Source organism: Methylobacterium sp. Leaf125 (assembly GCF_001423085.1).
In the GTDB taxonomy this organism is placed as follows: domain Bacteria; phylum Pseudomonadota; class Alphaproteobacteria; order Rhizobiales; family Beijerinckiaceae; genus Methylobacterium.
On record NZ_LMNU01000023.1, the window covers coordinates 152,499 to 173,430 of the forward strand.

At 70.8% G+C, this 20,932-nt stretch carries 17 protein-coding genes; 10 read left to right on the top strand and 7 right to left on the bottom strand.

Annotation, left to right across the window (positions count from 1 at the left end; all coding sequences use genetic code 11):
- Positions 1–8 precede the first annotated feature (8 nt).
- Complete coding sequence (locus ASF58_RS17045; RefSeq protein WP_055955045.1) at positions 9–809, bottom strand: EAL domain-containing protein; 801 nt, start codon at positions 807–809, stop codon at positions 9–11.
- Between the two features lie 119 nt (positions 810–928).
- Between ASF58_RS17045 and ASF58_RS17050 the strand changes: the two genes are divergently transcribed.
- On the top strand, positions 929–3,133 hold the full coding sequence (locus ASF58_RS17050; protein WP_055955048.1) for a 3-hydroxyacyl-CoA dehydrogenase NAD-binding domain-containing protein: 2,205 nt from the start codon (positions 929–931) through the stop codon (positions 3,131–3,133).
- Between the two features lie 59 nt (positions 3,134–3,192).
- On the opposite strand, the gene ASF58_RS17055 is transcribed toward ASF58_RS17050, so the two are convergent.
- Both ASF58_RS17055 and ligA read right to left on the bottom strand, forming a co-directional pair.
- Positions 3,193–4,068 carry a 3'-5' exonuclease gene (locus ASF58_RS17055; protein WP_055955051.1) on the bottom strand — a complete coding sequence of 292 codons (876 nt, stop codon included), beginning with the start codon at positions 4,066–4,068 and terminating at the stop codon, positions 3,193–3,195.
- An 88-nt stretch (positions 4,069–4,156) separates the two neighbouring features.
- Complete coding sequence (gene ligA / locus ASF58_RS17060; RefSeq protein ID WP_055955055.1) at positions 4,157–6,616, bottom strand: NAD-dependent DNA ligase LigA; 2,460 nt, start codon at positions 6,614–6,616, stop codon at positions 4,157–4,159.
- Between the two features lie 251 nt (positions 6,617–6,867).
- Between ligA and ASF58_RS17065 the strand changes: the two genes are divergently transcribed.
- The 4 genes from ASF58_RS17065 (at position 6,868) to ASF58_RS17080 (ending at position 9,938) form a co-directional block, all read left to right on the top strand.
- Positions 6,868–7,776: a protein-methionine-sulfoxide reductase heme-binding subunit MsrQ gene (locus ASF58_RS17065; protein WP_055955058.1), complete on the top strand. Its 909-nt coding sequence runs from the start codon at positions 6,868–6,870 to the stop codon at positions 7,774–7,776.
- A gap of 96 nt (positions 7,777–7,872) precedes the next feature.
- Positions 7,873–8,199 (top strand): hypothetical protein, encoded by a 327-nt coding sequence (locus ASF58_RS17070; protein ID WP_055955061.1) that lies wholly within the window; start codon positions 7,873–7,875, stop codon positions 8,197–8,199.
- Between the two features lie 86 nt (positions 8,200–8,285).
- Entirely contained in the window at positions 8,286–8,840 is a 555-nt protein-coding gene (locus ASF58_RS17075) for a Uma2 family endonuclease (RefSeq protein ID WP_055955064.1), read from the top strand.
- An 84-nt stretch (positions 8,841–8,924) separates the two neighbouring features.
- On the top strand, positions 8,925–9,938 hold the full coding sequence (locus tag ASF58_RS17080) for an adenosine kinase (protein WP_055955067.1): 1,014 nt from the start codon (positions 8,925–8,927) through the stop codon (positions 9,936–9,938).
- A gap of 78 nt (positions 9,939–10,016) precedes the next feature.
- Here the strand turns inward: ASF58_RS17080 and ASF58_RS17085 are convergent, their stop codons facing one another.
- From ASF58_RS17085 to ubiG, 3 genes are all read right to left on the bottom strand, one after another.
- Positions 10,017–10,991 (bottom strand): NADPH:quinone oxidoreductase family protein, encoded by a 975-nt coding sequence (locus ASF58_RS17085; RefSeq protein ID WP_055955070.1) that lies wholly within the window; start codon positions 10,989–10,991, stop codon positions 10,017–10,019.
- Positions 10,992–11,060: 69 nt separating this feature from the next.
- Entirely contained in the window at positions 11,061–11,621 is a 561-nt protein-coding gene (locus ASF58_RS17090) for a YbhB/YbcL family Raf kinase inhibitor-like protein (protein WP_055955072.1), read from the bottom strand.
- Between the two features lie 50 nt (positions 11,622–11,671).
- Positions 11,672–12,418 carry a bifunctional 2-polyprenyl-6-hydroxyphenol methylase/3-demethylubiquinol 3-O-methyltransferase UbiG gene (gene ubiG / locus ASF58_RS17095; RefSeq protein ID WP_055955463.1) on the bottom strand — a complete coding sequence of 249 codons (747 nt, stop codon included), beginning with the start codon at positions 12,416–12,418 and terminating at the stop codon, positions 11,672–11,674.
- Between the two features lie 292 nt (positions 12,419–12,710).
- Between ubiG and ASF58_RS17100 the strand changes: the two genes are divergently transcribed.
- The 5 genes from ASF58_RS17100 (at position 12,711) to ASF58_RS17120 (ending at position 20,134) form a co-directional block, all read left to right on the top strand.
- Positions 12,711–13,946 (top strand): aspartate kinase, encoded by a 1,236-nt coding sequence (locus ASF58_RS17100; RefSeq protein ID WP_055955075.1) that lies wholly within the window; start codon positions 12,711–12,713, stop codon positions 13,944–13,946.
- 66 nt (positions 13,947–14,012) lie between these two features.
- Positions 14,013–16,277 (top strand): phosphoenolpyruvate--protein phosphotransferase, encoded by a 2,265-nt coding sequence (gene ptsP, locus ASF58_RS17105; RefSeq protein WP_055955078.1) that lies wholly within the window; start codon positions 14,013–14,015, stop codon positions 16,275–16,277.
- A gap of 99 nt (positions 16,278–16,376) precedes the next feature.
- The gene (gene prfA / locus ASF58_RS17110; RefSeq protein ID WP_055955081.1) at positions 16,377–17,462 is read left to right on the top strand and encodes a peptide chain release factor 1; all 1,086 of its coding nucleotides are present in this window, start codon (positions 16,377–16,379) and stop codon (positions 17,460–17,462) included.
- A 23-nt stretch (positions 17,463–17,485) separates the two neighbouring features.
- Positions 17,486–18,352: a peptide chain release factor N(5)-glutamine methyltransferase gene (prmC, locus tag ASF58_RS17115; protein WP_055955466.1), complete on the top strand. Its 867-nt coding sequence runs from the start codon at positions 17,486–17,488 to the stop codon at positions 18,350–18,352.
- Between the two features lie 474 nt (positions 18,353–18,826).
- Positions 18,827–20,134: a DUF4167 domain-containing protein gene (locus tag ASF58_RS17120; protein WP_055955084.1), complete on the top strand. Its 1,308-nt coding sequence runs from the start codon at positions 18,827–18,829 to the stop codon at positions 20,132–20,134.
- A gap of 60 nt (positions 20,135–20,194) precedes the next feature.
- On the opposite strand, the gene ASF58_RS17125 is transcribed toward ASF58_RS17120, so the two are convergent.
- Positions 20,195–20,932 carry a hypothetical protein gene (locus ASF58_RS17125; protein WP_055955086.1) on the bottom strand — a complete coding sequence of 246 codons (738 nt, stop codon included), beginning with the start codon at positions 20,930–20,932 and terminating at the stop codon, positions 20,195–20,197.

Below are 20,932 nucleotides of genomic sequence, written 5' to 3' on the forward strand. Positions count from 1 at the left end.
TGGCCGGCTCAAGCCACATGCGCGCGGGAGACCTCGCCCGCCGGAGAGCCGGCCACCGGGAAGCCGCGGACCGGAGGCAGCGCTTCCAGGTGGGGCTTGGCGAAGTGGTAGCCCTGGAACAGGCTCGCGCCCAGGCTGCGCAGGGTGTCGAGTTCGGACGCCGTCTCGACGCCCTCGGCGATCACCGCGATGTCCAGGGAGCGGGCGATGCCGATGATGCCCGCCACGATGATCTGACGGCGCTGGTCGGTGTCGATGCCGCGCAGCAGGTCCATGTCGATCTTGAGGAGGTCGGGCTGGAAATTCGCCAGCAGGCTCAGGCCGGCGAAGCCCGCGCCGAAATCGTCCAGGGCGGTCAGGAAGCCCTGGCGACGATACTCGCTGACGATGCGCGAGACGTGGGCGGTGTCGCGGAACTTCTCGTTCTCGGTGAACTCGAACATGATCCGGTCGTGGGCGAACCCCGCCTTGCGGGCCGCCTCCAGGGACGAGCGGATGCAGGCGGCCGGTTCATAGACGGCGTTCGGCATGAAGTTGATCGACAGACGGGTCGCGTCGTCGGTGGGAAACAGCTGGCCCGCGAGCTCGATCGCCTTGACCCGCGCCGCCTGGTCGAACCGGTAGACCGTCTCGGGCGTCACGCGGCCGAGAATCGAAGCCGCGGACTCGCCCGCCGGGCCGCGGACGAGCGCCTCGTAGCCCCAGACCCGGTTGGCCGGGAGGTCGAGGATCGGCTGGAACGCCATGGTAAAATTGAAGTCGAGCTCGGCTCCATCGCGGCAGCCCTGGCAGCCGGTCCGTGCGGTCATGGTCGTGTCCTGTCGCGGAAAAGTGCCCCCCGGCCATTCGAGATGCCTACGCAAGTTTTGACATAGGCTTAAGCAGACCCGCCGAAGCCGCCCACCCGCCGCATATTCGAGGATCCGTCATGAATCCTACAAACTTCCGATTTGAAACCGATGCCGACGGGATTGCATTGGCGACCTGGGACATGCCCGGCCGCTCCATGAACGTCTTCACCGACGCGGTGATGGACGAACTGAGCCAGGTGGTGGACGCCGTGGTCGCGGACCCCGCGATCAAGGGCTGCGTCATCGTCTCGGGCAAGGACAACTTCTCGGGCGGCGCCGACCTGACGATGCTCCAGGGCCTCGGTCGCGCCTTCGAGACCCTGAAGGCCGAGCGCGGCGAGGAGGAGGCGATGCGCCACTTCTTCGAGGAATCGCGCAAGCTCAGCCTCGTCTTCCGCAAGCTCGAGACCTGCGGCAAGCCCTTCGCGGCGGCGGTGAACGGCATCTGCCTCGGCGGCGCCTTCGAACTCGCCCTGTCCTGCCACTACCGGGTGCTCTCGGACGATCCGAAGACCCGCGTCGGCCTGCCCGAGATCAAGGTCGGCCTGTTCCCCGGCGGCGGCGGCACCCAGCGCGTCGCGCGCCTGATGCAGACCGGCGACGCCCTGCAGATGCTGTTCAAGGGCGAGCAGATCCGGCCGCTGATGGCCCGGAACATGGGCCTCGCCCACGAGGTCGCGGCCAAGGACGAGATCGTGGCCAAGGCCAAGGCCTGGATCGCCGCCGGTGGATCGGCCGTCGCGCCCTGGGACCAGCCGAAGTTCAAGGCACCCTCCGGCAAGGTCTACTCGCCTGCCGGAATGATGATCTGGCCGCCGGCCAACGCCATCTACCGGCGCGAGACGCATGACAACTACCCGGCCGCCAAGGCGATCCTGGCCTCCGTCTACGAGGGCCTGCAGCTGCCGATGGATCAGGCCCTGCGCGTCGAGAGCCGGTACTTCGCCCACATCCTGCGCACCAAGGAGGCGGCGGCGATGATCCGGACGCTGTTCCTCTCCATGGGCGAGCTGAACAAGGGCGCGCGCCGCCCGAAGGACGTGCCGGCCACCCGGGTCCAGCGGGTCGGTGTCGTCGGCGCCGGCTTCATGGGGGCGGGCGTCGCCTACGTCACCGCCAATGCCGGCATGGAGGTCGTCCTCGTCGACCAGTCGGTCGAGGCGGCCGAGAAGGGCAAGGCCTACGCCCACAAGCTCGTCACCGACCAGATCAACAAGGGCCGGGCGAAGACCGCCGATCGCGACGCCCTCCTGGCCCGCATCAGCGCGAGCGCCGACTACGCCGACCTCGCCACCTGCGACCTCGTCATCGAGGCGGTGTTCGAGGACCCGAAGGTCAAGGCCGAGGTCATCGCCAAGGTCGAGGCCGTGATCCGGCCGGAGACGATCTTCGCCTCCAACACCTCCACCCTGCCGATCACCGGCCTCGCCAAGACCTCGGCCCGGCCGGAGCAGTTCGTCGGCATCCACTTCTTCTCGCCGGTGGAGAAGATGATGCTCGTCGAGATCATCAAGGGCGACCAGACCGGCGACGCCGCCCTCGCCACCGCCCTGGACTACGTCCGGGCGATCAAGAAGACCCCGATCGTCGTCAACGACGCGCGCGGGTTCTTCGCCAACCGCTGCGTCGGCGCCTACCTGCTCGAGGGCCATAAGATGCTCAACGAGGGCATCCCCGCGGCGATGATCGAGAATGCCGGCCGCCAGGCGGGCATGCCGGTCGGCCCGCTCTCGCTGACCGACGAAGTGGCGGTCGACCTCGCCCTGAAGATCGTCAAGGCGACGGAGGCGCAGCTCGGGGCCGACAGCATCGATCCGGCCCAGAAGGCCCTGCTCAGCACCCTCGTGGAGGGCGAGGGCCGGCTCGGCCGCAAGAACAAGAAGGGCTTCTACGACTACCCCGAGGGTGCGCCCAAGCGCCTGTGGCCGGGCCTCTCCGGGCTTCAGGCGACCAAGGTCGACCCCGACGCGGTGGACTTCACCGAGCTGAAGCAGCGCCTCCTCGTGGTGCAGGCCCTCGAAGCGGCCCGTACCGTCGGCGAGGGCGTCGTCACCGACCCGCGCGAGGCCGATGTCGGCTCGATCCTGGGCTTCGGTTTCGCCCCCTTCACCGGGGGCGCCCTGTCCTACATCGACTTCATGGGCGCCCAGGCGTTCGTGACGCTGGCGCAGGGCCTGGAAGCCAAGCACGGGCCGCGCTTCGCCGTGCCGCAGAACCTCCTGGACATGGCGGCCCGCGGCGGCACGTTCTACGGCGACGCAGCGGTCAAGCAAGCGGCCTGAGGCGACGGTCCCGCCCGGCGCGACGCCGGGCGGACCTCACGGCGGGTGAGGCGTCGGCCTCACCCCACCGACGCGGCCGTCATCCGGATCCGCAGCGCCTCGACGTCGTCGTGGTTGCTCGACAGCAGGTCGGTGATGTCGCCGGCCAGCAGCGCCTTCACGTGGCGGCAGCGGGTGCCGTAGCGGCCGGCCATGCAGGTGCAGCGCAGGTGCGGCCCGCTGGTGCGATCCTCCAGGGTCACGGCGTAGCGGTTGCCGCTGCTGCCGCGCACCGCGAAGTGCAGGCCCGCTGCGGATGCCGGCCGTGCGCCCGCGGCGAGGCGGGCCCGCTCCGTGAGGGAGCCCGGACGGCTGCGCGGAGGCATCGCGAGATCGGGCCCCGCCGGGACCGTGGTGATCGGCAGGTGGAGGGCCCGCGACAGTGCGGGCACGTCCGGCGCACCGGTCTCCCGCACCGCCGCGAGGGCGATCTCCGCGCAGGCATAGGCGTCCTCGCCCGCATCGTGGTGCTCGAAACGGATCCCGAGGCGCGCCGCCACCTTGCCGAGGCCGCAGCCCTCCTCCGCCGGAAACACCCGCCGGGCGATCTGCAGGGTGCAGAGGTACGAGAAGGCCGGAGGCCGGTGCCCGTGCGCGGCCAGGGACGCCCGCAGCACCCCGAGGTCGAAGCCGGCATTGTGCGCGAGGATCAGCCCGGAGGCGAGGTCGGGCAGAAACTCCGCCATCACGGTGGGGAAATCCGGCTCGCCGCGCACGTCCGCCGGGAGGATGCCGTGGACCCGGATGTTGCCCGGCGAGAAGCGCAGCTCCGGCGGACGGATCAGCCGGGTTTCCCGCCGCACCACCCGGCCGCCGGCGATCCAGGCGAGGCCGACGGCACAGGCGCTGTCGCGCCGCTCGTTGGCGGTCTCGAAGTCGAGGGCGATGACGGTCATGCGAGAATGGCGGGGCCCTGTCCCGGCCGGACGCGGCCAAGCTCCTGCAGGTGCAGAAGGACGAGTTTAGGCCCCCGCGATTCCCGGCTCAAGCGCTGGCGACGAGCGCCAGCCATGCCGCCTCGCTGATGACCTCGACGCCGTGCTTCTGAGCGTCCTTCAGCTTGGAGCCCGCGCCCGGCCCCGCCACCACGAGGTCGGTCTTGGCCGAGACCGAACCCGAGACCTTGGCGCCCAGGCGCTCGGCGGTGGCCTTGGCCTCGGACCGGGTCATCTGTTCGAGGCTGCCGGTGAACACCACCGTCTTGCCGGCGAAGGCCGTGGCGGAGGCCGGGGCCGCCATCGGCTCGGTCTTCACCTCGGCGAGCAGGGCCCGGACCGCGGCGTCGTTGTGGGGCTCGGCGAAGAAGGCGATCAGCGAGTCGGTCGCGACAGGGCCGATCTCGCCGTCATCGGCGAAGTGGCGGTAGGCATCGCCGGGGCGCTGCTCGGCCGCCCGCGCGAGGGCCGCCACGATGGCGTCGTCGTCGCCGTAATGGCCGAGGAGGCTGGCGCGCTGGGGCGCCGACAGGCGGACCCGCCCCTGGGGCTGGGTCTCCGCCTCCTCGTCCTCGCCGGCCTCGGGCTCGCCGGACGCGCGGGGATAGCCCAGCTCCAGCAGGCGGTCGCGGGTGGTCGGGCCGATGCGGGACACGGCGGAGAGTTCGATCCAGTCCGCCCCGGCCTGGTCGCCCGCCGCGGCGGCGACGCCCGTCATGAGGGCGGGCATGTCGGGGAAGCGCTTGGCCAGGGCCTTGGCGGTGGATTCGCCGATCTCCGGGATGCCGAGGGCGAAGAGGAAGCGGTTCAGGGGCAGGCTGCGGCGATCCTCCACCGAGGCGAGGAGATTCTTGATCGCCTTGTCCTCCTCCTCGCCCTTCTTCTTTGTCGGCTTCTTCGGTGCGGGGGTGCCCTCGGCCCGGCGCTCGGCGGACAGCGCCTCGCGCCGCGCCACGATGGCGGCCTTCAGGGGCTCGAATTCGAGACGGAACAGGTCGGCGGGCTGGCGCACCAGACCGGCCTCGAACAGGACCTCGATATAGGTCTGGCCGAAGCCCTCGAGGTCGAAGCCGTTGCGCGAGACGAAGTGCTTCAGGCGCTCCACCCCCTGGGCCGGGCAGATCAGGCCGCCGGTGCAGCGGCGCACGGCGTCGGGCTTTCCCGTGCGCGGGTTGATCTCGCGCACCGCCCGACTGCCGCAGGCGGGGCAGTGGGTCGGAAAGGCGTAGGGCTTCGCCTCGGCCGGGCGCTTCTCCAGCACCACGTCCATGACCTTCGGGATCACGTCGCCGGCCCGCTGGACCACGACCGTGTCGCCGACCCGGATGTCGCGCCCGTCGCGGATCGGCTCGCCGTCGGCCCCGACGCCCTGGACGTAGCCCTCGTTGTGCAGGGTGGCGTTCGAGACCACGACGCCGCCCACCGTGACCGGACGAAGCTTGGCCAGCGGGTTCAGGGAGCCGGTGCGTCCGACGTTGATCTCGATGTCCTCGACCACCGTCAGCGCCTTCTGGGCGGCGAACTTGTGGGCGAGGGCCCAGCGCGGCGAGCGCGAGACGAACCCGAGGCGGCGCTGCAGGGTCAGGTCGTCGACCTTGTAGACGACGCCGTCGATGTCGTAGCCGAGGTCGGCGCGCTCCGCCTCGATGCTCCGGTAATGCGCGATCATCGCCTCCGCGTCTGCGCAGAGCCGGGTGCGGTCGTTGACCGGGAGACCCCAGGCGCGGAACCGCTCCAGCACCCCGTGCTGGGTGCCCTCGAAGGCCGGCACCACCTCGCCCCAGGCATAGGCGAAGAACTTGAGCGGCCGTGCGCGGGTGATCTCGGGGTCGAGCTGGCGCAGGGAGCCCGCCGCCGCGTTGCGGGGATTGGCGAACAGGGCCTTGCCGGCCGCCTCCTGACGCGCGTTGATCGCGGCGAAATCCGCGTGGCTGAGGTAGACCTCGCCGCGGACCTCGCAGACCGGCGGCACGTCCGTCCCGGCGAGCCGCTGCGGGATATCGGAGACCGTGCGGGCATTGGCCGTGACATCCTCACCGACCCCGCCGTCGCCGCGGGTCGCCGCCGTGACGAGGTGTCCGTCCTCGTAGCGCAGGGCGAGGGAAAGCCCGTCGATCTTCGGCTCGGCGGTGAAGGCCAGGGGCTCGGCCTCGGGCCAGTTCAGGAAGCGCCGGACCCGGGCCACGAACTCCGCCACCTCCTCGTCCGCGAAGGCGTTGCCGAGGGACAGCATCGGCACCGCGTGGCGCACCTTGGCGAACTTCTCGGACGGCTTGGCACCCACCGAGACGCTGGCAGCCCCGGTTCCGGCCAGATCCGGAAACCGCGCCTCGATCTGCTCCAGGCGCCGGCGCAGGGCGTCGTACGCCGCATCCGTGATCTCGGGCGCGTCCTCCTGGTGATAGAGCCGGTCGGCCTCGGCGATCCGTTCGGAAAGGTCCGCGTGCTCGGTCCGCGCCGTCTCGGCGGTCATCGTCTCGAGGCTGTCGGCGGGGCTGTCTGCGGGCATGGAGTGGCTTCGTGATCGGGGGCGGGCGCGGCGTCGGCTTATAGCAATCGACAACCGTTGCGGCACCGGCCAAGGTTCCGGACCGCCCGGAGCTCTGCACAGCTGTGTAACCCGCACGCGGCCCAAGCGAATACATCCCCACACCCCGAGGCTCCGGCGCCTCCGCGAAGCCGGCTGCGACCCCGCGCCGCCTCACGGATCCGCCCCGGCCCCTATCTTTCGACGCAACCGTCCAACGATCCCGGATCGCCATGCCAGCCCTGCCCGCCTTCTCCGCGCCCTGGCGCGACCGCGCCGGACGCGTCTCCGGCCTGAAGCTCGCGACCTTCCTGCTCGCCCTGGCCCCCGGCCTGTGGCTCGCCGGGGCCTACGCGGCCGACGCCCTCGGGGCGAAGCCCATCACGGCGCTGCTGCACGGCACCGGCGAGTGGGCGGTGCGCTTCCTGATGCTGTCGCTGGCGGTGACGCCCCTGCGCCGCATCGCGCACGCGCCGAAGCTCATCCTGGTGCGGCGCATGCTCGGCCTGACGGTGCTCGCCTACGGGCTGATCCACCTGATGCTCTACGTCGTCGACCAGAACTTCGTGCTGACCAAGGTCGTCAGCGAGATCGTATCGCGGATCTACCTGACCATCGGCTTCGTGGCGCTGCTCGGCCTCGTGGTGCTCGGCGTCACCTCCACGGACGGGATGATCCGCCGCCTGGGCAAGGCCTGGCCGCGCCTGCACAAGACCGTCTACATCATCGCGGTCCTGGGCCTGATCCACTACTACCTGCAGGCCAAGATCGACGTGTCCGACCCGGTGTTCTGGACCGGGGCCTTCCTGCTCCTGATGGGTCACCGCGCCATGCAGCGCCTCGGCTGGCCGAGCAACCCGCTGACCCTGGTCGGCCTCGCGGTGGTGGCCACCCTGGTGACCGCACTGCTGGAAGCGGCCTGGTACGGCGTCGCGAGCGGCATTCCGGCGAGCCTCGTCCTGTCGGCCAATCTCGACGTCCCGGACACCATTCGCCCGGCCTGGTGGGTGCTGGCCCTCGGCCTCGCGGTGCCGATCCTCAATGCGGTTCGGGCGCGGATGGACAAGAGCGGGCGCGGCAAGCCGAAGCCTGCACCGGTGCCCCGCCCCGCGCCGGCGCGAGAGGCCGTGGCCGCCCGCTGACTTCCGGCGCGCGGGCTTGCCCCGGATCAGCGGTCTTGCTCCGGATCAACGGCACGCGCATGAAGCGGGTGTCGTCACGGAGGGGGGAAAGCCCGCATGCGGATACGGATCTTGCGGGCTGCGGCCCTCGGCCTCGGCACCCTGCTGTCGGTGAACGGAGCGCGCGCCGCCTGCACCTTGCCTGAGCCGCCCCCGACGACGTCCCGTCCGGCCAAGCCCCCCGCCCCGGTGAAGCCCGCCTGCCTCGATGCCAAGGGCGGCTGTCCCGGCTGGGAAGCCTACAGCTACAACGACGCGATCAAGGCCTACAACGAGAAGGCCGCCGCGTTCCGCCCCCTGGCCGAGGCCTACGTCAAGGCGCTGAACGCCTACGTGAAGGCGAGCAGCGACTACGCGCAGTGCGAGGTGAAGACGCTGCAATAGGGACGCGCGGCGCCTTCGGCGAATGCCAGACGCGTGTTACGCTCAGCGACGCGCTCAGCCATCGAGGTCGGGCCGGGTCCCCGTCGATGAGCATTCAGCCCAAAGCCCGCATGAGCGTCGAGGAGTTCCTGGCCTGGGCCGAGCACCAGCCGGATCGGTTCGAGCTGTTCGACGGCGAGGTCTTCGCGATGGCGCCACAGCGCGTGCGTCACGCGGAGGCGAAATTCGCCGTGCAGCTGGCCTTGCGGGGCGGCATCCGGGAGGCCGGGCTGCCCTGCCACATGCTGCCGGACGGCGTGACGGTTCGGATCGACGACGCGACGAGCTTCGAGCCGGACGCCCTGGTCTACTGCGGTCCGCGCCTCGATGCCGATGCCATCGCGGCGCCTGCGCCCGTCATCGTGGTCGAGGTGCTGTCGCCGAGCACCGGGCGGATCGATACGGGCCAGAAGCTCGTCGGATATTTCCGCGTTTCGAGCCTGATGCACTACCTTATCGTCGATCCGGTCAAGCGCATGATGATCCACCACAAGCGCGGGGCCGACGGACTGATCGAGACCCGCATCGCGGCAGGCGGAACCATCGACCTGACGCCTCCGGGCTTCAGGCTGGACGTCTCCGCCTGCCTGACAGAGCCCTGAGGTCGGCGGCCGTCGCTTGACCCCTGCCAGGGGCGGTGCCACAGCCCGGCGCAGTTTCCGCTCACCGCCAGACTGGACGGCCCGATGCCCGAATCCCTCGACCTCCTCGTTCTCGGCAATGCCATCGTCGACCTCATCGCCCGTACCGAAGAGGACTTCCTCGCGGCGCAGGGCGTGCCGAAGGGCGCGATGCAGCTGATCGACGAGGCGCGGGCCGAGTCACTCTTCGCCGCCATGGGTCCGGCCACCATCGTGTCGGGCGGCTCAGGCGCCAACACGGCGGTGGGTGCGGCGATGCTGGGCGCCAAGACCGGCTTCGTCGGCAAGGTCCGCGACGATGAGCTCGGCGGCCTCTTCGCCCACGATCTCAAGGCCACCGGCGTCCGCTTCCCCGTCGCCGCCGCCACCGACGGACCGGCCACCGCCCGCTGCTTCATCCTGGTGACGCCGGATGGCGAGCGCACCATGAACACCTACCTGGGCGCCTGCCAGGGCCTGTCGCCGGCCGATGTCGACGAGGCCACCGTGGCCGCTGCGCGCGTGGTCTATCTCGAGGGCTACCTCTGGGACCCGCCGGCCGCCAAGGACGCGTTCCGCAAGGCCGTGACCATCGCCCACAACGCCGGCAACGCCGCCGCCCTGACCCTATCGGACGCCTTCTGCGTCGGGCGCTACCGGGAGGAGTTCCTGGGCCTGATCCGCGACGGCAGCATCGACATCCTGTTCGCGAATATCGGCGAGTTGCAGAGCCTCTACCAGACCGACGATCCCGAGGTCGCGGTCCGCGCCCTGCGCGCGGAGAGCGCGGCCCGCGGCCGGGATCTTCTCGGCCTCGTCACCCGCTCGGCGGACGGTGCCCTGGTGATCCAGGGGGACGCCGTGCAGTCGGTGCCCGCCTCGCCGGTCCATGAACTCGTCGACACCACGGGCGCGGGCGACCTGTTCGCGGCGGGCTTCCTCGCCGGCCATGCCCGCGGCCTGGACCACCGCGACAGCGCCCGCCTCGGAGCGCTCGCCGCCGCCGAGGTGATCCAGCACATCGGCGCCCGGCCCCAGCACGACCTCGTCACCCTCGCCAAGGCGCAGGGCCTGCTCTGAGGCCGGCGACGCCGCGAAGACGGTGCAGAGCGCGGAGTCCGGAGAAGCCCGGGCTCCGTCCCGTGCTCGGACCGGCGCTCACAAGCGCAGCAGCACCTTGCCGACGGCTTCGCGCCGCTTGAGGATGCCGAGCGCGGCTTCGTACGCGGCGAGCGGGTAGACGCCGTGCACCTTCGCGGTGAGGCGCCCCTCCGCCACCCAGGCGAGAAGCTGCGCCTGGTTGGCCCGGTGCGCGTCCGGCTCGCGCTCGACGAAGACGCCCCAGTGGACACCCTGGATGTCGATCCCCTTGAGGAGCGCCAGGTTCAGCGGAATGCGCGGGATGTCGCCGGCCGCGAAGCCGATGACGAGGTAGCGGCCCTTCCAGCCGAGGGACCGCAGGGCCGGCTCGGCATAGTCGCCGCCGATCGGGTCGTAGATGACGTCGACGCCCGTGCCCTCGGTCAGCGTGCGCAGGGCCTCGCGCAGGTTCTCCGCGGCGTAGTCCACCGTCATCGTGGCGCCATGGGCCCGCGCCGTCGCCAGCTTGTCGGGTGAGGAGGCGCAGGCGATGACCCGGGCCCCCATGATGACGCCGAGTTCCACCGCCGCGAGCCCGACGCCGCCGGAGGCCCCGAGCACCGCGAGGGACTCGCCGGGCTGCAGGCGGGCCCGGTCGTGCAGGGCGTGGAGGGAGGTGCCGTAGGTGATCGTCAGCCCGGCGGCCTGCTCGTCCGAGACCCCCACCGGCACGGGGGTGAGGTGCCGGGTAGCGACGGCGATCCGCTCGCGGCAGGTGCCGTACTTCTGGTGCACGATGACCCGATCGCCCACCGCGAAACCCTCGGCGCCGTCGCCCAGGGCCTCGATGACGCCGCAGGCCTCGCCGCCGGGCGAGAACGGCAGCTCGGGCTTCACCTGGTAGCGCCCGGCGATGATCAGGGTGTCGAAGAAGTTGAGCGCCGCCAGGGTGATGCGGACCACGGCCTCGCCGGGGCCGGCCACCGGGTCCGGCAGATCCGAAAGCTCAAGATCCTCCGGTCCCCCGAGACGGGTACACAGCAGCGCCTTCATGCCCAAACCTCCCTGGTCGTCCCATCGGCGCTTGCACCGACGCGGCCGTCCGCGCAAGCGCCGAAGGCATCAGGGGCGTTCGTAGGTTCCGACGAGGCAGCCCTTGGCGAGAACGCGTCCCGCCATCGCCTCCAGGAGTGCGCCGCGGCCGGGACGCTCGGGCAGCTCCAGCGCCCGGTCGAGGGCGTAGACCTGGAACAGGTAGGCGTGCGGGCCGTGGCCGGTGGGTGGATCGGGCGGCAGCCAGCCCGGCTTGAGGAAGCTGTTCTTGCCGAGATCGAGCCCCGATCCAGGCTGGCTCGCCGCGCCCTCGGCCAGCGCCGCGCCGGGATCGAGGTTCCAGGCGATCAGGTGGACCAGCGGACTCGGCGTCGGGCTGCCGGCATCCTCGCAGAGCAGGACGACCCGGGCCGTGCCCGGCGGCAATCCGGTCCAGGCCAGGGGCGGCGAGGCGCCGGCCCCGTCGGCCGAGACGCGCGCCGGCATCGCCGTCCCGTCCGTGAAGGCGAGGCTGGTGAGGCCGAGGCTCTCGGGCACGGTGGCGAAGGTGGTCCGGTAGGCGGTCTTGTCGAGCCCGGCCTTCAGGCCGGACAAGGCGGCGCCCACGGCGTGCGGTATCTTTTCGAGCAAGGTCGGTCTCCCACGGGGTACGGCGACCAACCGCGGGAGTGCCCGAAGGTTCAGGCCGGGCGCTGCGCCGTGATCATGTAGTTGACCGCCGTGTCACGGCTCGCCCGCCACGAGCCGTCCAGGGGATTGAGCACCACCCCGGTCGTGTCGGTGACGGTGAGGCCGCCGGCGCTCACGGCGCGGCTGAGCTCGTCGGGCCGCACGAACTTCTCCCAGTCATGGGTGCCCTTGGGCAGCCAGCCGAGGACGTACTCGGCCCCGACGATCGCCAGCGCGAAGGAACGCAGGGTCCGGTTGAGGGTGGCGGCGAACAGGAGGCCGCCGGGCTTCACCGCCCGGGCCGCCTGCGCCACGAAGGCCGGCATGTCCACCACGTGCTCCACCACCTCCATGGCGAGCACGACGTCGAAGCGTTCGCCGCCGGCCACCACGTCCTCGATGGTGCGGGCGCGGTAATCCACGGGCACGCCCGCGGCGTCGGCATGGGCCTGCGCCACCTTGATGTTGGTCGGCGCCGGATCGAGGCCGGTGACCCGGGCGCCGAGGCGCGCCAGCGGCTCGGACAGGACGCCGCCGCCGCAGCCGATATCCACGAGGGTCAGGCCCTCCAGGGCGAAGGGCGCCCGCGGATCCCGTCCGAAATGCCGGCAGGCCGTGTCGCGGATGTAGGCGAGACGGACGGGATTGAAGCGGTGGAGCACCCGCATCGGTCCGGCCTCGTCCCACCAGGTCGCCGCGATGGCTTCGAAGCGGGCGACCTCGTCGCGGTCGATGGAAGCGCCTGTGGGGCCGGTCATCGTCTCGGCATGGGTCATCGTCTCGGCATGGGTCATCGTCTCGGCATGGGTCATCGTCTCGGCATGGGTCATCGTCTCGACATGTCTCGTGCGAGGTGGGCGCGTCCCATTGTTGACACGCCCGGGCGGCCCTTGTACCCGCCGAAGCCCTGTCCGGTACAGCAGCCAAGCGACGCGGCAGGCCGTGCGGTGTCGGGGAACTCCGTCCCGCGGCCCGCCGGATCCCTGGTCACGCTCGATCCCTGGCTCAAGCGATGTGTCGCGGACGCGACAGGCTCCGTCTGGTGAGAACATGCCCCGTCTGGTGATGAAGTTCGGCGGTACGTCCGTCGCCAATGTCGAGCGCATCCGCAACGTGGCGGCCCACGTGGCCCGCGAAGTCGCGGCCGGCTACGACGTGGCCGTCGTGGTCTCGGCCATGTCCGGCAAGACCAACGAACTCGTCGCCTGGGTCAAGGACGCGAACCCGCTCTATGACGAGGCCGAGTACGACGCGGTGGTCGCCTCGGGCGAGCTCATCACCGCCGGCCTCCTGGCCATCGCGCTGCAGAAGGACGGCATCAAGGCCCGCTCCTGGCAGGGCTGGCAGATCCCGATCCTGACCTCGGATGCCCACGGCTCCGCCCGGATCGAGGGCATCGACGGCGCCCGCCTCGATGCCGGCTTCCAGCGCGGTGAGGTCGCGGTCATCGCCGGCTTCCAGGGCATGCACGAGGCCACCGGCCGGGTGACCACCCTCGGCCGCGGCGGCTCCGACACCAGCGCGGTGGCCATCGCCGCCGCCATCGGGGCCGAGCGCTGCGATATCTACACCGACGTCGACGGCGTCTACACCACCGACCCGCGCGTGGTGCAGAAGGCCCGGCGCATGGAGCGCGTGACCTTCGAGGAAATGCTGGAGATGGCGTCCCTGGGCGCCAAGGTCCTGCAGGTCCGCTCGGTCGAGCTCGCCATGGTCCATCGCGTGCCGACCACGGTGCGCTCCAGCTTCGATCCGCCGGACAACGCCCGGCCCGGCACCCTCATCTGCGACGAGGACGACATCGTGGAACAGCAGATCATCACCGGGATCGCCTTCTCCCGGGACGAGGCGCAGATCACGCTTCGTCGCGTGAAGGACAGCCCCGGCATCGCCGCCGCGATCTTCGGACCGCTGGCCGACGCCAACATCAACGTCGACATGATCATCCAGACCGTGTCGGGCGACCAGTCGACCACCGACATGACCTTTACGGTCCCGTCGGCCGATTACGACCGGGCGCGCAAGATCCTCGACGCGCAGAGCGGCGCGATCGAATTCGCGCAGATCGAGGGTGCCACCGACGTTGTGAAGGTCTCGGCCATCGGCGTCGGCATGCGCAGTCATGCGGGCGTCGCCGCCAAGGCGTTCCGGGCCCTGGCGCAGAAGGGGATCAACATCCGGGCCATCACCACCTCGGAGATCAAGTTCTCCGTGCTGATCGATGCCGCCTACACGGAGCTTGCCGTTCGCACGCTCCACTCGCTATACGGCCTCGACCAGGCCTGAAGGACCGGAGCGCGCGAACGCCCGCGCGCCAACCGGACACGAGGCCGAAGCCGGATCGAGGAGACCATGCCCGCTGCGCCCGGAGGCCCGCGCCTGCTTCTGCGCCGCCTCCGCGAAGCGATGGCGGAGCCGGTCAGCCCACAGGCTCGTCTCGACCGCATCGTCACGCTGATCGCCGCCAACGTGATCGCGGAGGTGTGCTCGGTCTATGTGCTCAGCGATGACAACATCCTCGAGCTGTTTGCAACCGAGGGTCTGAACCGCGAGGCGGTCCATCTGACCCGGCTGCGGGCCGACGAGGGCCTCGTCGGCCTCATCGCCAAGACCGCCGAGCCGCTGTCTTTGTCCGACGCGCAGTCCCACCCGGCCTTCTCCTACCGTCCGGAGACGGGCGAGGAGGCCTATCACGCCTTCCTCGGCGTGCCGCTCCTGCGCGCGGGCAACACCCTCGGGGTGCTCGTCGTCCAGAACAAGACCTACCGGGTCTATTCCGAGGAGGAGATCGAGGCCCTCCAGACCACCGCGATGGTGCTCTCGGAGATGATCGCCTCGGGCGAGCTGCAGGCGCTGGCGCCGGGGGCCGGCTCGGCCGCGCGCCGTCCGGTGAGCCAGCGCGGCGTGGCGCTCGCCGACGGCATCGGTCTCGGGCACGTGGTGCTGCACGAGCCGCGCATCGTCATCAAGCAGCTCATCGCCGAGAACGTCGACCGCGAGGTCGAGCGCCTGGAGCTGGCGATCGGCGAGGTGCGCTCGGCCATCGACGACCTCGTCGAGCGCGGCGACAGCATCGGCACCGGCGAGTCCCGCGAGGTGCTGGAGACCGTGCGCATGTTCGCGCACGACAAGGGCTGGCTGCGCCGGATGCGCGAAGCCGTCCATTCGGGCCTCACCGCCGAGGCCGCCGTCGAGCGCGTCCAGTCGGACAACCGCGCCCGGATGATGCGCCAGAGCGACCCGTATCTGCGCGACCGCCTGCACGACCTCGACGACCTGGCGAACCGGCTGCTGCGCACGCTGATCGGGGCGGAGGGCCACGGCGCGCAGCGCGTCCTGCCCGAGAACGCGATCCTGGTCGCCCGCTCGATGGGTCCGGCCGCCCTCCTCGACTACGACCGCACGGCGCTCCGCGGTGTCGTGCTCGAGGAAGGCGGACCGACGAGCCACATCGCCATCGTGGCCCGGGCCCTCGGCATCCCGGCGGTGGGCGAGATCGCCAACGCGACCGCCCTCTGCGACGCCGGCGACGCGATCATCGTCGACGGCGCCACCGGTGAGATCCAGGTCCGGCCCGGCCCGGAGATCGAGGCGGCCTATGCCGAGATGGTGCGCCTGCGCGCCCGCCGGCAGGAGCAGTACCGGGCGCTGCGCGACGTGCCGGCCGTCACCCTCGACGGCACGCAGATCGGCCTGCAGCTGAATGCCGGCCTCCTCATCGACCTGACCCACCTGCACGAGACGGGCGCGGACGGCATCGGCCTGTTCCGCACCGAGCTGCAGTTCATGGTGGCCCAGCGCATGCCCTCGGCCGCCGAGCAGCAGGCGCTCTACGAGGCCGTGTTCGCGGCCACGGGCGACCTGCCCGTCACGATCCGCACCCTCGACATCGGGGGCGACAAGATCCTGCCCTACATGCCGGCCCTCGAGGAGGAGAACCCGGCCCTCGGCTGGCGGGCGATCCGGATCGGCCTCGACCGCCCGGCCCTTCTGCGGGTTCAGTTGCGGGCGCTGCTCAAGGCGTCCGGCGGGCGGCCCCTGAAGATCATGTTCCCGATGGTGGCGACGGTGGACGAGTTCACCCGCGCCAAGGCCATCGTCGAGCGCGAGAAGGCGCACCTGCGGCGGCACGGCCACGCCCTGCCGAGCGACTGCAAGCTCGGTGTCATGGTGGAGGTGCCCTCCCTGCTGTTCCAGATCGACGAGATCGCCCGTGCCGCCGACTTCCTGTCGGTGGGCTCCAACGACCTGATGCAGTTCCTGTTCGCCGTCGACCGCGAGAACCGCCGGGTCGCGGACCGGTTCGACACCCTGAGCGTTCCGGCCCTCCGCGCCTTCCGCGTCATCGCCGAGCGCGCGGCCGCCGCCGGCTGCCCCGCCACGGTCTGCGGCGAGATCGGCGGACGGCCCCTCGAGGCCATGGCGCTGATCGGCCTCGGCTTCCGCCACCTCTCGATGTCACCGGCCGCCATCGGGCCCGTGAAGGCCATGGTGCTGGGCCTCGACGTCAAGGCGGTGGCGGCGCTGCTCGACACCGAAATGGCCCGCGCCGGAGACGGCGCCACCCTCCGCCCGGCCCTCGCGGCCTTCGCGAAGGCGCAGGGTGTGCCCATCTAGCCTCGGCGTGCCTATCTCCATGGGTCGTGCCGTGGCCCCGTCGTCGACCAGGCCTCCGGCCCGACGAGCCCTTGTTCTGATGAGAGTTTTCCACGGGCGATGACCCCTATTCCTGCAGACCGTCTCGACGCGATCCTGACGCGCCACGACATCGTCACCGCCACGCTGAGCGCAGGCTCGGCGGATTCCGACACCTTCGTGCAGCTGTCGCGCGAATTGTCGGAGCTCGAGGGCGTCGTCGCCGCCATCCACGCCTATCGGGCGGCGGCGCAGAACCTCGCCGACATCGAGGCGCTGATCGACGAGCCGGGCAGCGATTCCGAGATGCGGGCCCTCGCCGCCGACGAGAAGCCGGAGGCCGAGGCCGGGCTGGAGGCGGCGCACCGGGCGCTCCAGCTCATCCTGCTGCCGAAGGATTCCGCCGACGAGAAGAGCGCCATCCTCGAAATCCGCGCCGGGACCGGCGGCGACGAGGCCGCCCTGTTCGCGGGCGACCTCTTCCGGATGTACGGCCGGTACGCCGACGCCAAGGGCTGGAAGGTCGAGGTGATCTCCGAGAGCGAGGGGACCGTCGGGGGCTATCGCGAGGTGATCGCCGAGGTGAAGGGCAAGGGCGTGTTCGCGCGCCTCAAGTTCGAGAGCGGCGCCCACCGGGTACAGCGCGTGCCGGATACCGAGACCCAGGGGCGCATCCACACCTCGGCCGCCACCGTGGCGGTGCTGCCCGAGGCCGAGGAGGTCGACATCGTCATCAACGATGCGGACCTGAAGATCGACACCATGCGCTCGCAGGGCGCCGGCGGACAGCACGTCAACAAGACGGAATCGGCCATCCGCATCACCCACATGCCGAGCGGCATCGTGATCTTCGTCCAGGAAGAGCGCTCACAGCACAAGAACCGCGCCCGGGCGATGTCGCTGCTGCGTTCCAAGCTCTACGACGCCGAGCGGACCGCCAAGGACGCGGCCCGGGCCGCCGACCGCAAGTCGCAGGTCGGCTCCGGCGATCGCTCCGAGCGCATCCGCACCTACAACTTCCCGCAGGCCCGCGTCACCGACCACCGCATCAACCTGACCCTGTACAAGCTCGAGGAGGTTCTGGCGGGCGTGGCTTTGGACGAGCTCGTCGACGCCCTCGTCACCGAGCATCAGGCCGAGTTGCTGGCCGCCGAGGGCATGGCCTGAGCCGGATGGACGGGCCGGAGCCGATGCGCCTCGATCCGGCGCTCAGCCGTACCGACGCCCTCCGATGCATGAGCGAGGCGCTCGCGGCCCACGACCTCCCGGCACGCGACGCCCGCTTCCTCCTGCTCGACCTCCTGGGGCTCAGCGCGACCGACCTGATCCTGCGGGGCGACCTGCCCCTCGGACCGGAGGGGGCGGCGACGCTCGAAGGGGCCGTCGCGCGCCGTATCGCCGGCGAACCGGTCGCCCGGATCGTCGGTACCTGGGAATTCTGGGGCCTGCCCTTCGGACTCGCCCCCGAGACCCTGGTCCCGCGAGCGGACACCGAGACCCTGGTGGAGGCCGCCCTGGCCCTCCATCCCGACCGCAGGCGCCCGCTGCGGATCCTCGATCTCGGCACCGGCTCCGGCTGCATCCTCGTGGCGCTGCTCAGCGAGCTGCCGAACGCCACCGGGATCGGCCTGGACCGCTCCGCCGCGGCCCTCGTCCAGGCCCGTGCCAACGCAGGGCGGAACGGGGTCGAGACCCGGGCGGCCTTCGTCTGCGCGGACTGGACCGCGGGTCTCAGCGGGTGCTTCGACCTCATCGTCTCGAACCCGCCCTATATCGCCCGCGACACGATCCGGGGCCTCGACGTCGAGGTCAGGGCGCACGACCCATTGGCGGCCCTCGACGGCGGCGTGGACGGCCTCGACGCCTACCGGGCGATCGTGGAGGCCCTGGCCGGCGGGCCGGTCCGCCTCGGTCCCAGCGGTGCACTCGCCCTCGAAGTGGGCTACGATCAGGCCGAGGCCGTCGCGACGCTCGGGACGCTGGCGGGTCTCGGCCCCGCCACGCGCCATCACGATCTCGCCGGGCACGCCCGCGTCGTTCGCTTCGGGCCCGTGTGAGCGGATCTCGACGCGAAAATTCTGCGGGAAACCCCAAAAAAACTGCGCCCTTCGGATGCATCGCGGCAAAAAACGCTTGTTGCCCCCTCGGCGAACCGTTAGTGTCGCAGGCAGATCGCGAACGGTCCATTAAGATGGATCGTGGTAAGACGGGTGGCGGCTCAGGTCCGCGACGCTCTTAGACGGTCTCCCCACGATCAAGCTGGCGCGTGCGGGCAGAGGCGCAGGAGCTTGGTCAACTTCGTGCCTGAAAACCGAAGGACGCCTGGACGCTCAGAGCGCGCCTTGGTCAACGGACAGAGACGACAAGCACGGCGAAATCGATCACGGACACACCGGACCCGGATCACGCGGCGCCAGCGACGAGCCTGATGACAGGACGCGTCGTGGCCGCCTGGAACCCGCCGCATCATCAGACGCTCCGAGACGAACGAGGGTCAATCGAGACCGATGAGACCAAACCAGAATAGACGGATGCGCGGTCGCAACCGCCCCAAAGGTCCCAATCCGCTTACGCGTTCCTACGAATCCAACGGACCGGACGTCAAGATTCGCGGTACCGCCCAACACATCGCCGACAAGTATGCCCAGCTCGCGCGCGACGCGCAGGCCAGCGGCGACCCGGTGGCGGCAGAGAACTACTTCCAGCACGGCGAGCATTATTTCCGGATCATCTCCGGTGCCCAGGAACAGACCCGCCAGCAGGTGGGTGGTTACGCCCGTGGCTTCGACGACGAGGGCGACGAGGGTGACGACGAGGGCCAGGGCGCCCCGCAGGGCTACGCCGCCTCGAGCTACGGCGCGAACGGCTACAACGAGGAATACGCCGACCCGAGCCAGCAGCCCCAGCCGACGGGCTACGAGCCCCGGCAGGAGGCGCGGCAGGATTCCCGCCCCGACAACACCCGCGCGGACAATTACCGGCAGGACTACAACCGGCCAGATTCGAACCGGCAGGATTCGAATCGGCAGGATACCGGTCCGGACAACAACCGGCAGAATCGTCGCGACCGCTTCGCCAATCGCGGCGACCGTCCGCAGCGCTTCGACAATCAGCGCGACGGCAACCGTCCGGACTACAACAACAACCGTCGCGACGACTTCGGTCGCCAGGAAGGCAACCGGCAGGACGGCAATCGGCAAGACGGCAACCGGCAGGACTACACGCGCCAGGATGCCAACCGGCAGGATTCGAACCGGCAGGACGGCAACCGGCAGGATTTCCGGGCGGATCAGAACCGCCAGGACAATCCGCGGCAGGAAAGCCCTCGGCAGGAGACTCCGCGCCAGGACTACAATCGTCAGGATCAGTCCCGACAAGATCAGCCGCGGCAAGATCAGCCGCGCCAGGATTTCCGGCCTGCTCCGGTCCGGTCCGACGCCCCCCGTTACGAGAACGGGCGCGCGGACAACTCAGGGAACGAGGCACCGCGCGCCGACTTCGGTGGCCAGGAAACCGGACGTCAGGAATCCGGACGCCAGGATGCGCCCCGGCCTGCCCGCGCCAACGAGGCACCGCCCCGGCGCAGCCGACGCCGCGACGAGCGGGATTCGGCCGGACCGGCCGAGGACGTCGCCGCCCTGCCGGCCTTCCTGATGACGCCACCGCGTCCCGTTCCCGTCGCCGAGCCGGCCGCGCAGTCGGACACTCAGGGCGAATCGACCTCCGCGGCACAGGATGACGGCGCACCGGCCCCCAAGCCCCGCCGCCGCCGCCGCGCTCGGTTCGAAGGTTCGGACGGTGCTATCGGCAGCGACGATCCGACACCGGTGACCGAGTAAGCTCGGTTCCACGTTGCGAAACTCTTGGAAGCCGCCCCCCCGGGCGGCTTCTTCGCGTTTCTAAGGGCCACGCCAGTCGAGAAAAGCCTCGACCCGATGGATCAGCCGGCGATGGCGCGTCGCCTCACCGAAGGGGGCGAGGTCCCAAGTCCAGCGCCGATCGGCCCGGCCCAGGCGCAACCCGTGCAGCAGGTCGAGTCGCGCGATCTCCTGCCCGGCCCGGTCCTCCTCGATCTGCTCGACGTCCGTGACCAGGCAGACGCGGGCCCGCAGCCCCGCAAGGCCGTCGAGATGAGCCCGCACGATCCGGCTTCCGAGATCCGGCGGCACGAAGCCGGGCCGGTCCAGGGGCAGGATCGGCAGCTGCGACAGGAGGTTGGCCGAGACCACGAAGTCGACCGTCTCGCCGCCGCACAGGGCGGCCAGGGGTTCGGGCCGATCGGGTTGGAGGGCGAGGTCCGCCGTGATCAGCCGGACGTTGGGATGGGCCCGCGCGCGGAGGCGGGCCGGCCAGAGATGCACGGCATCGACGAGGTCGACCCGCTCGAAGCGCGCGGCGAGCTCCGCGAGCGGAACGTCCTGGAGAAGGCCGGAGCCCAGCACCACGGCCACGCGCCGCTGTGGGAGCCCGTCGCAGGCCTCCAGGATCGCGGCCCGCGCCGCGGCGAGATGGGGGGCCCAGGCGCGGCGGCAGCGGCGCCCCCGGGACATCAGCAGGACGCTCTCGCGCAGGTAGCCCCTCCGACGATGGGCAAGGGACACCGGCGTGACGAGAAGGTGGAGGAGTTCGACGAGCAC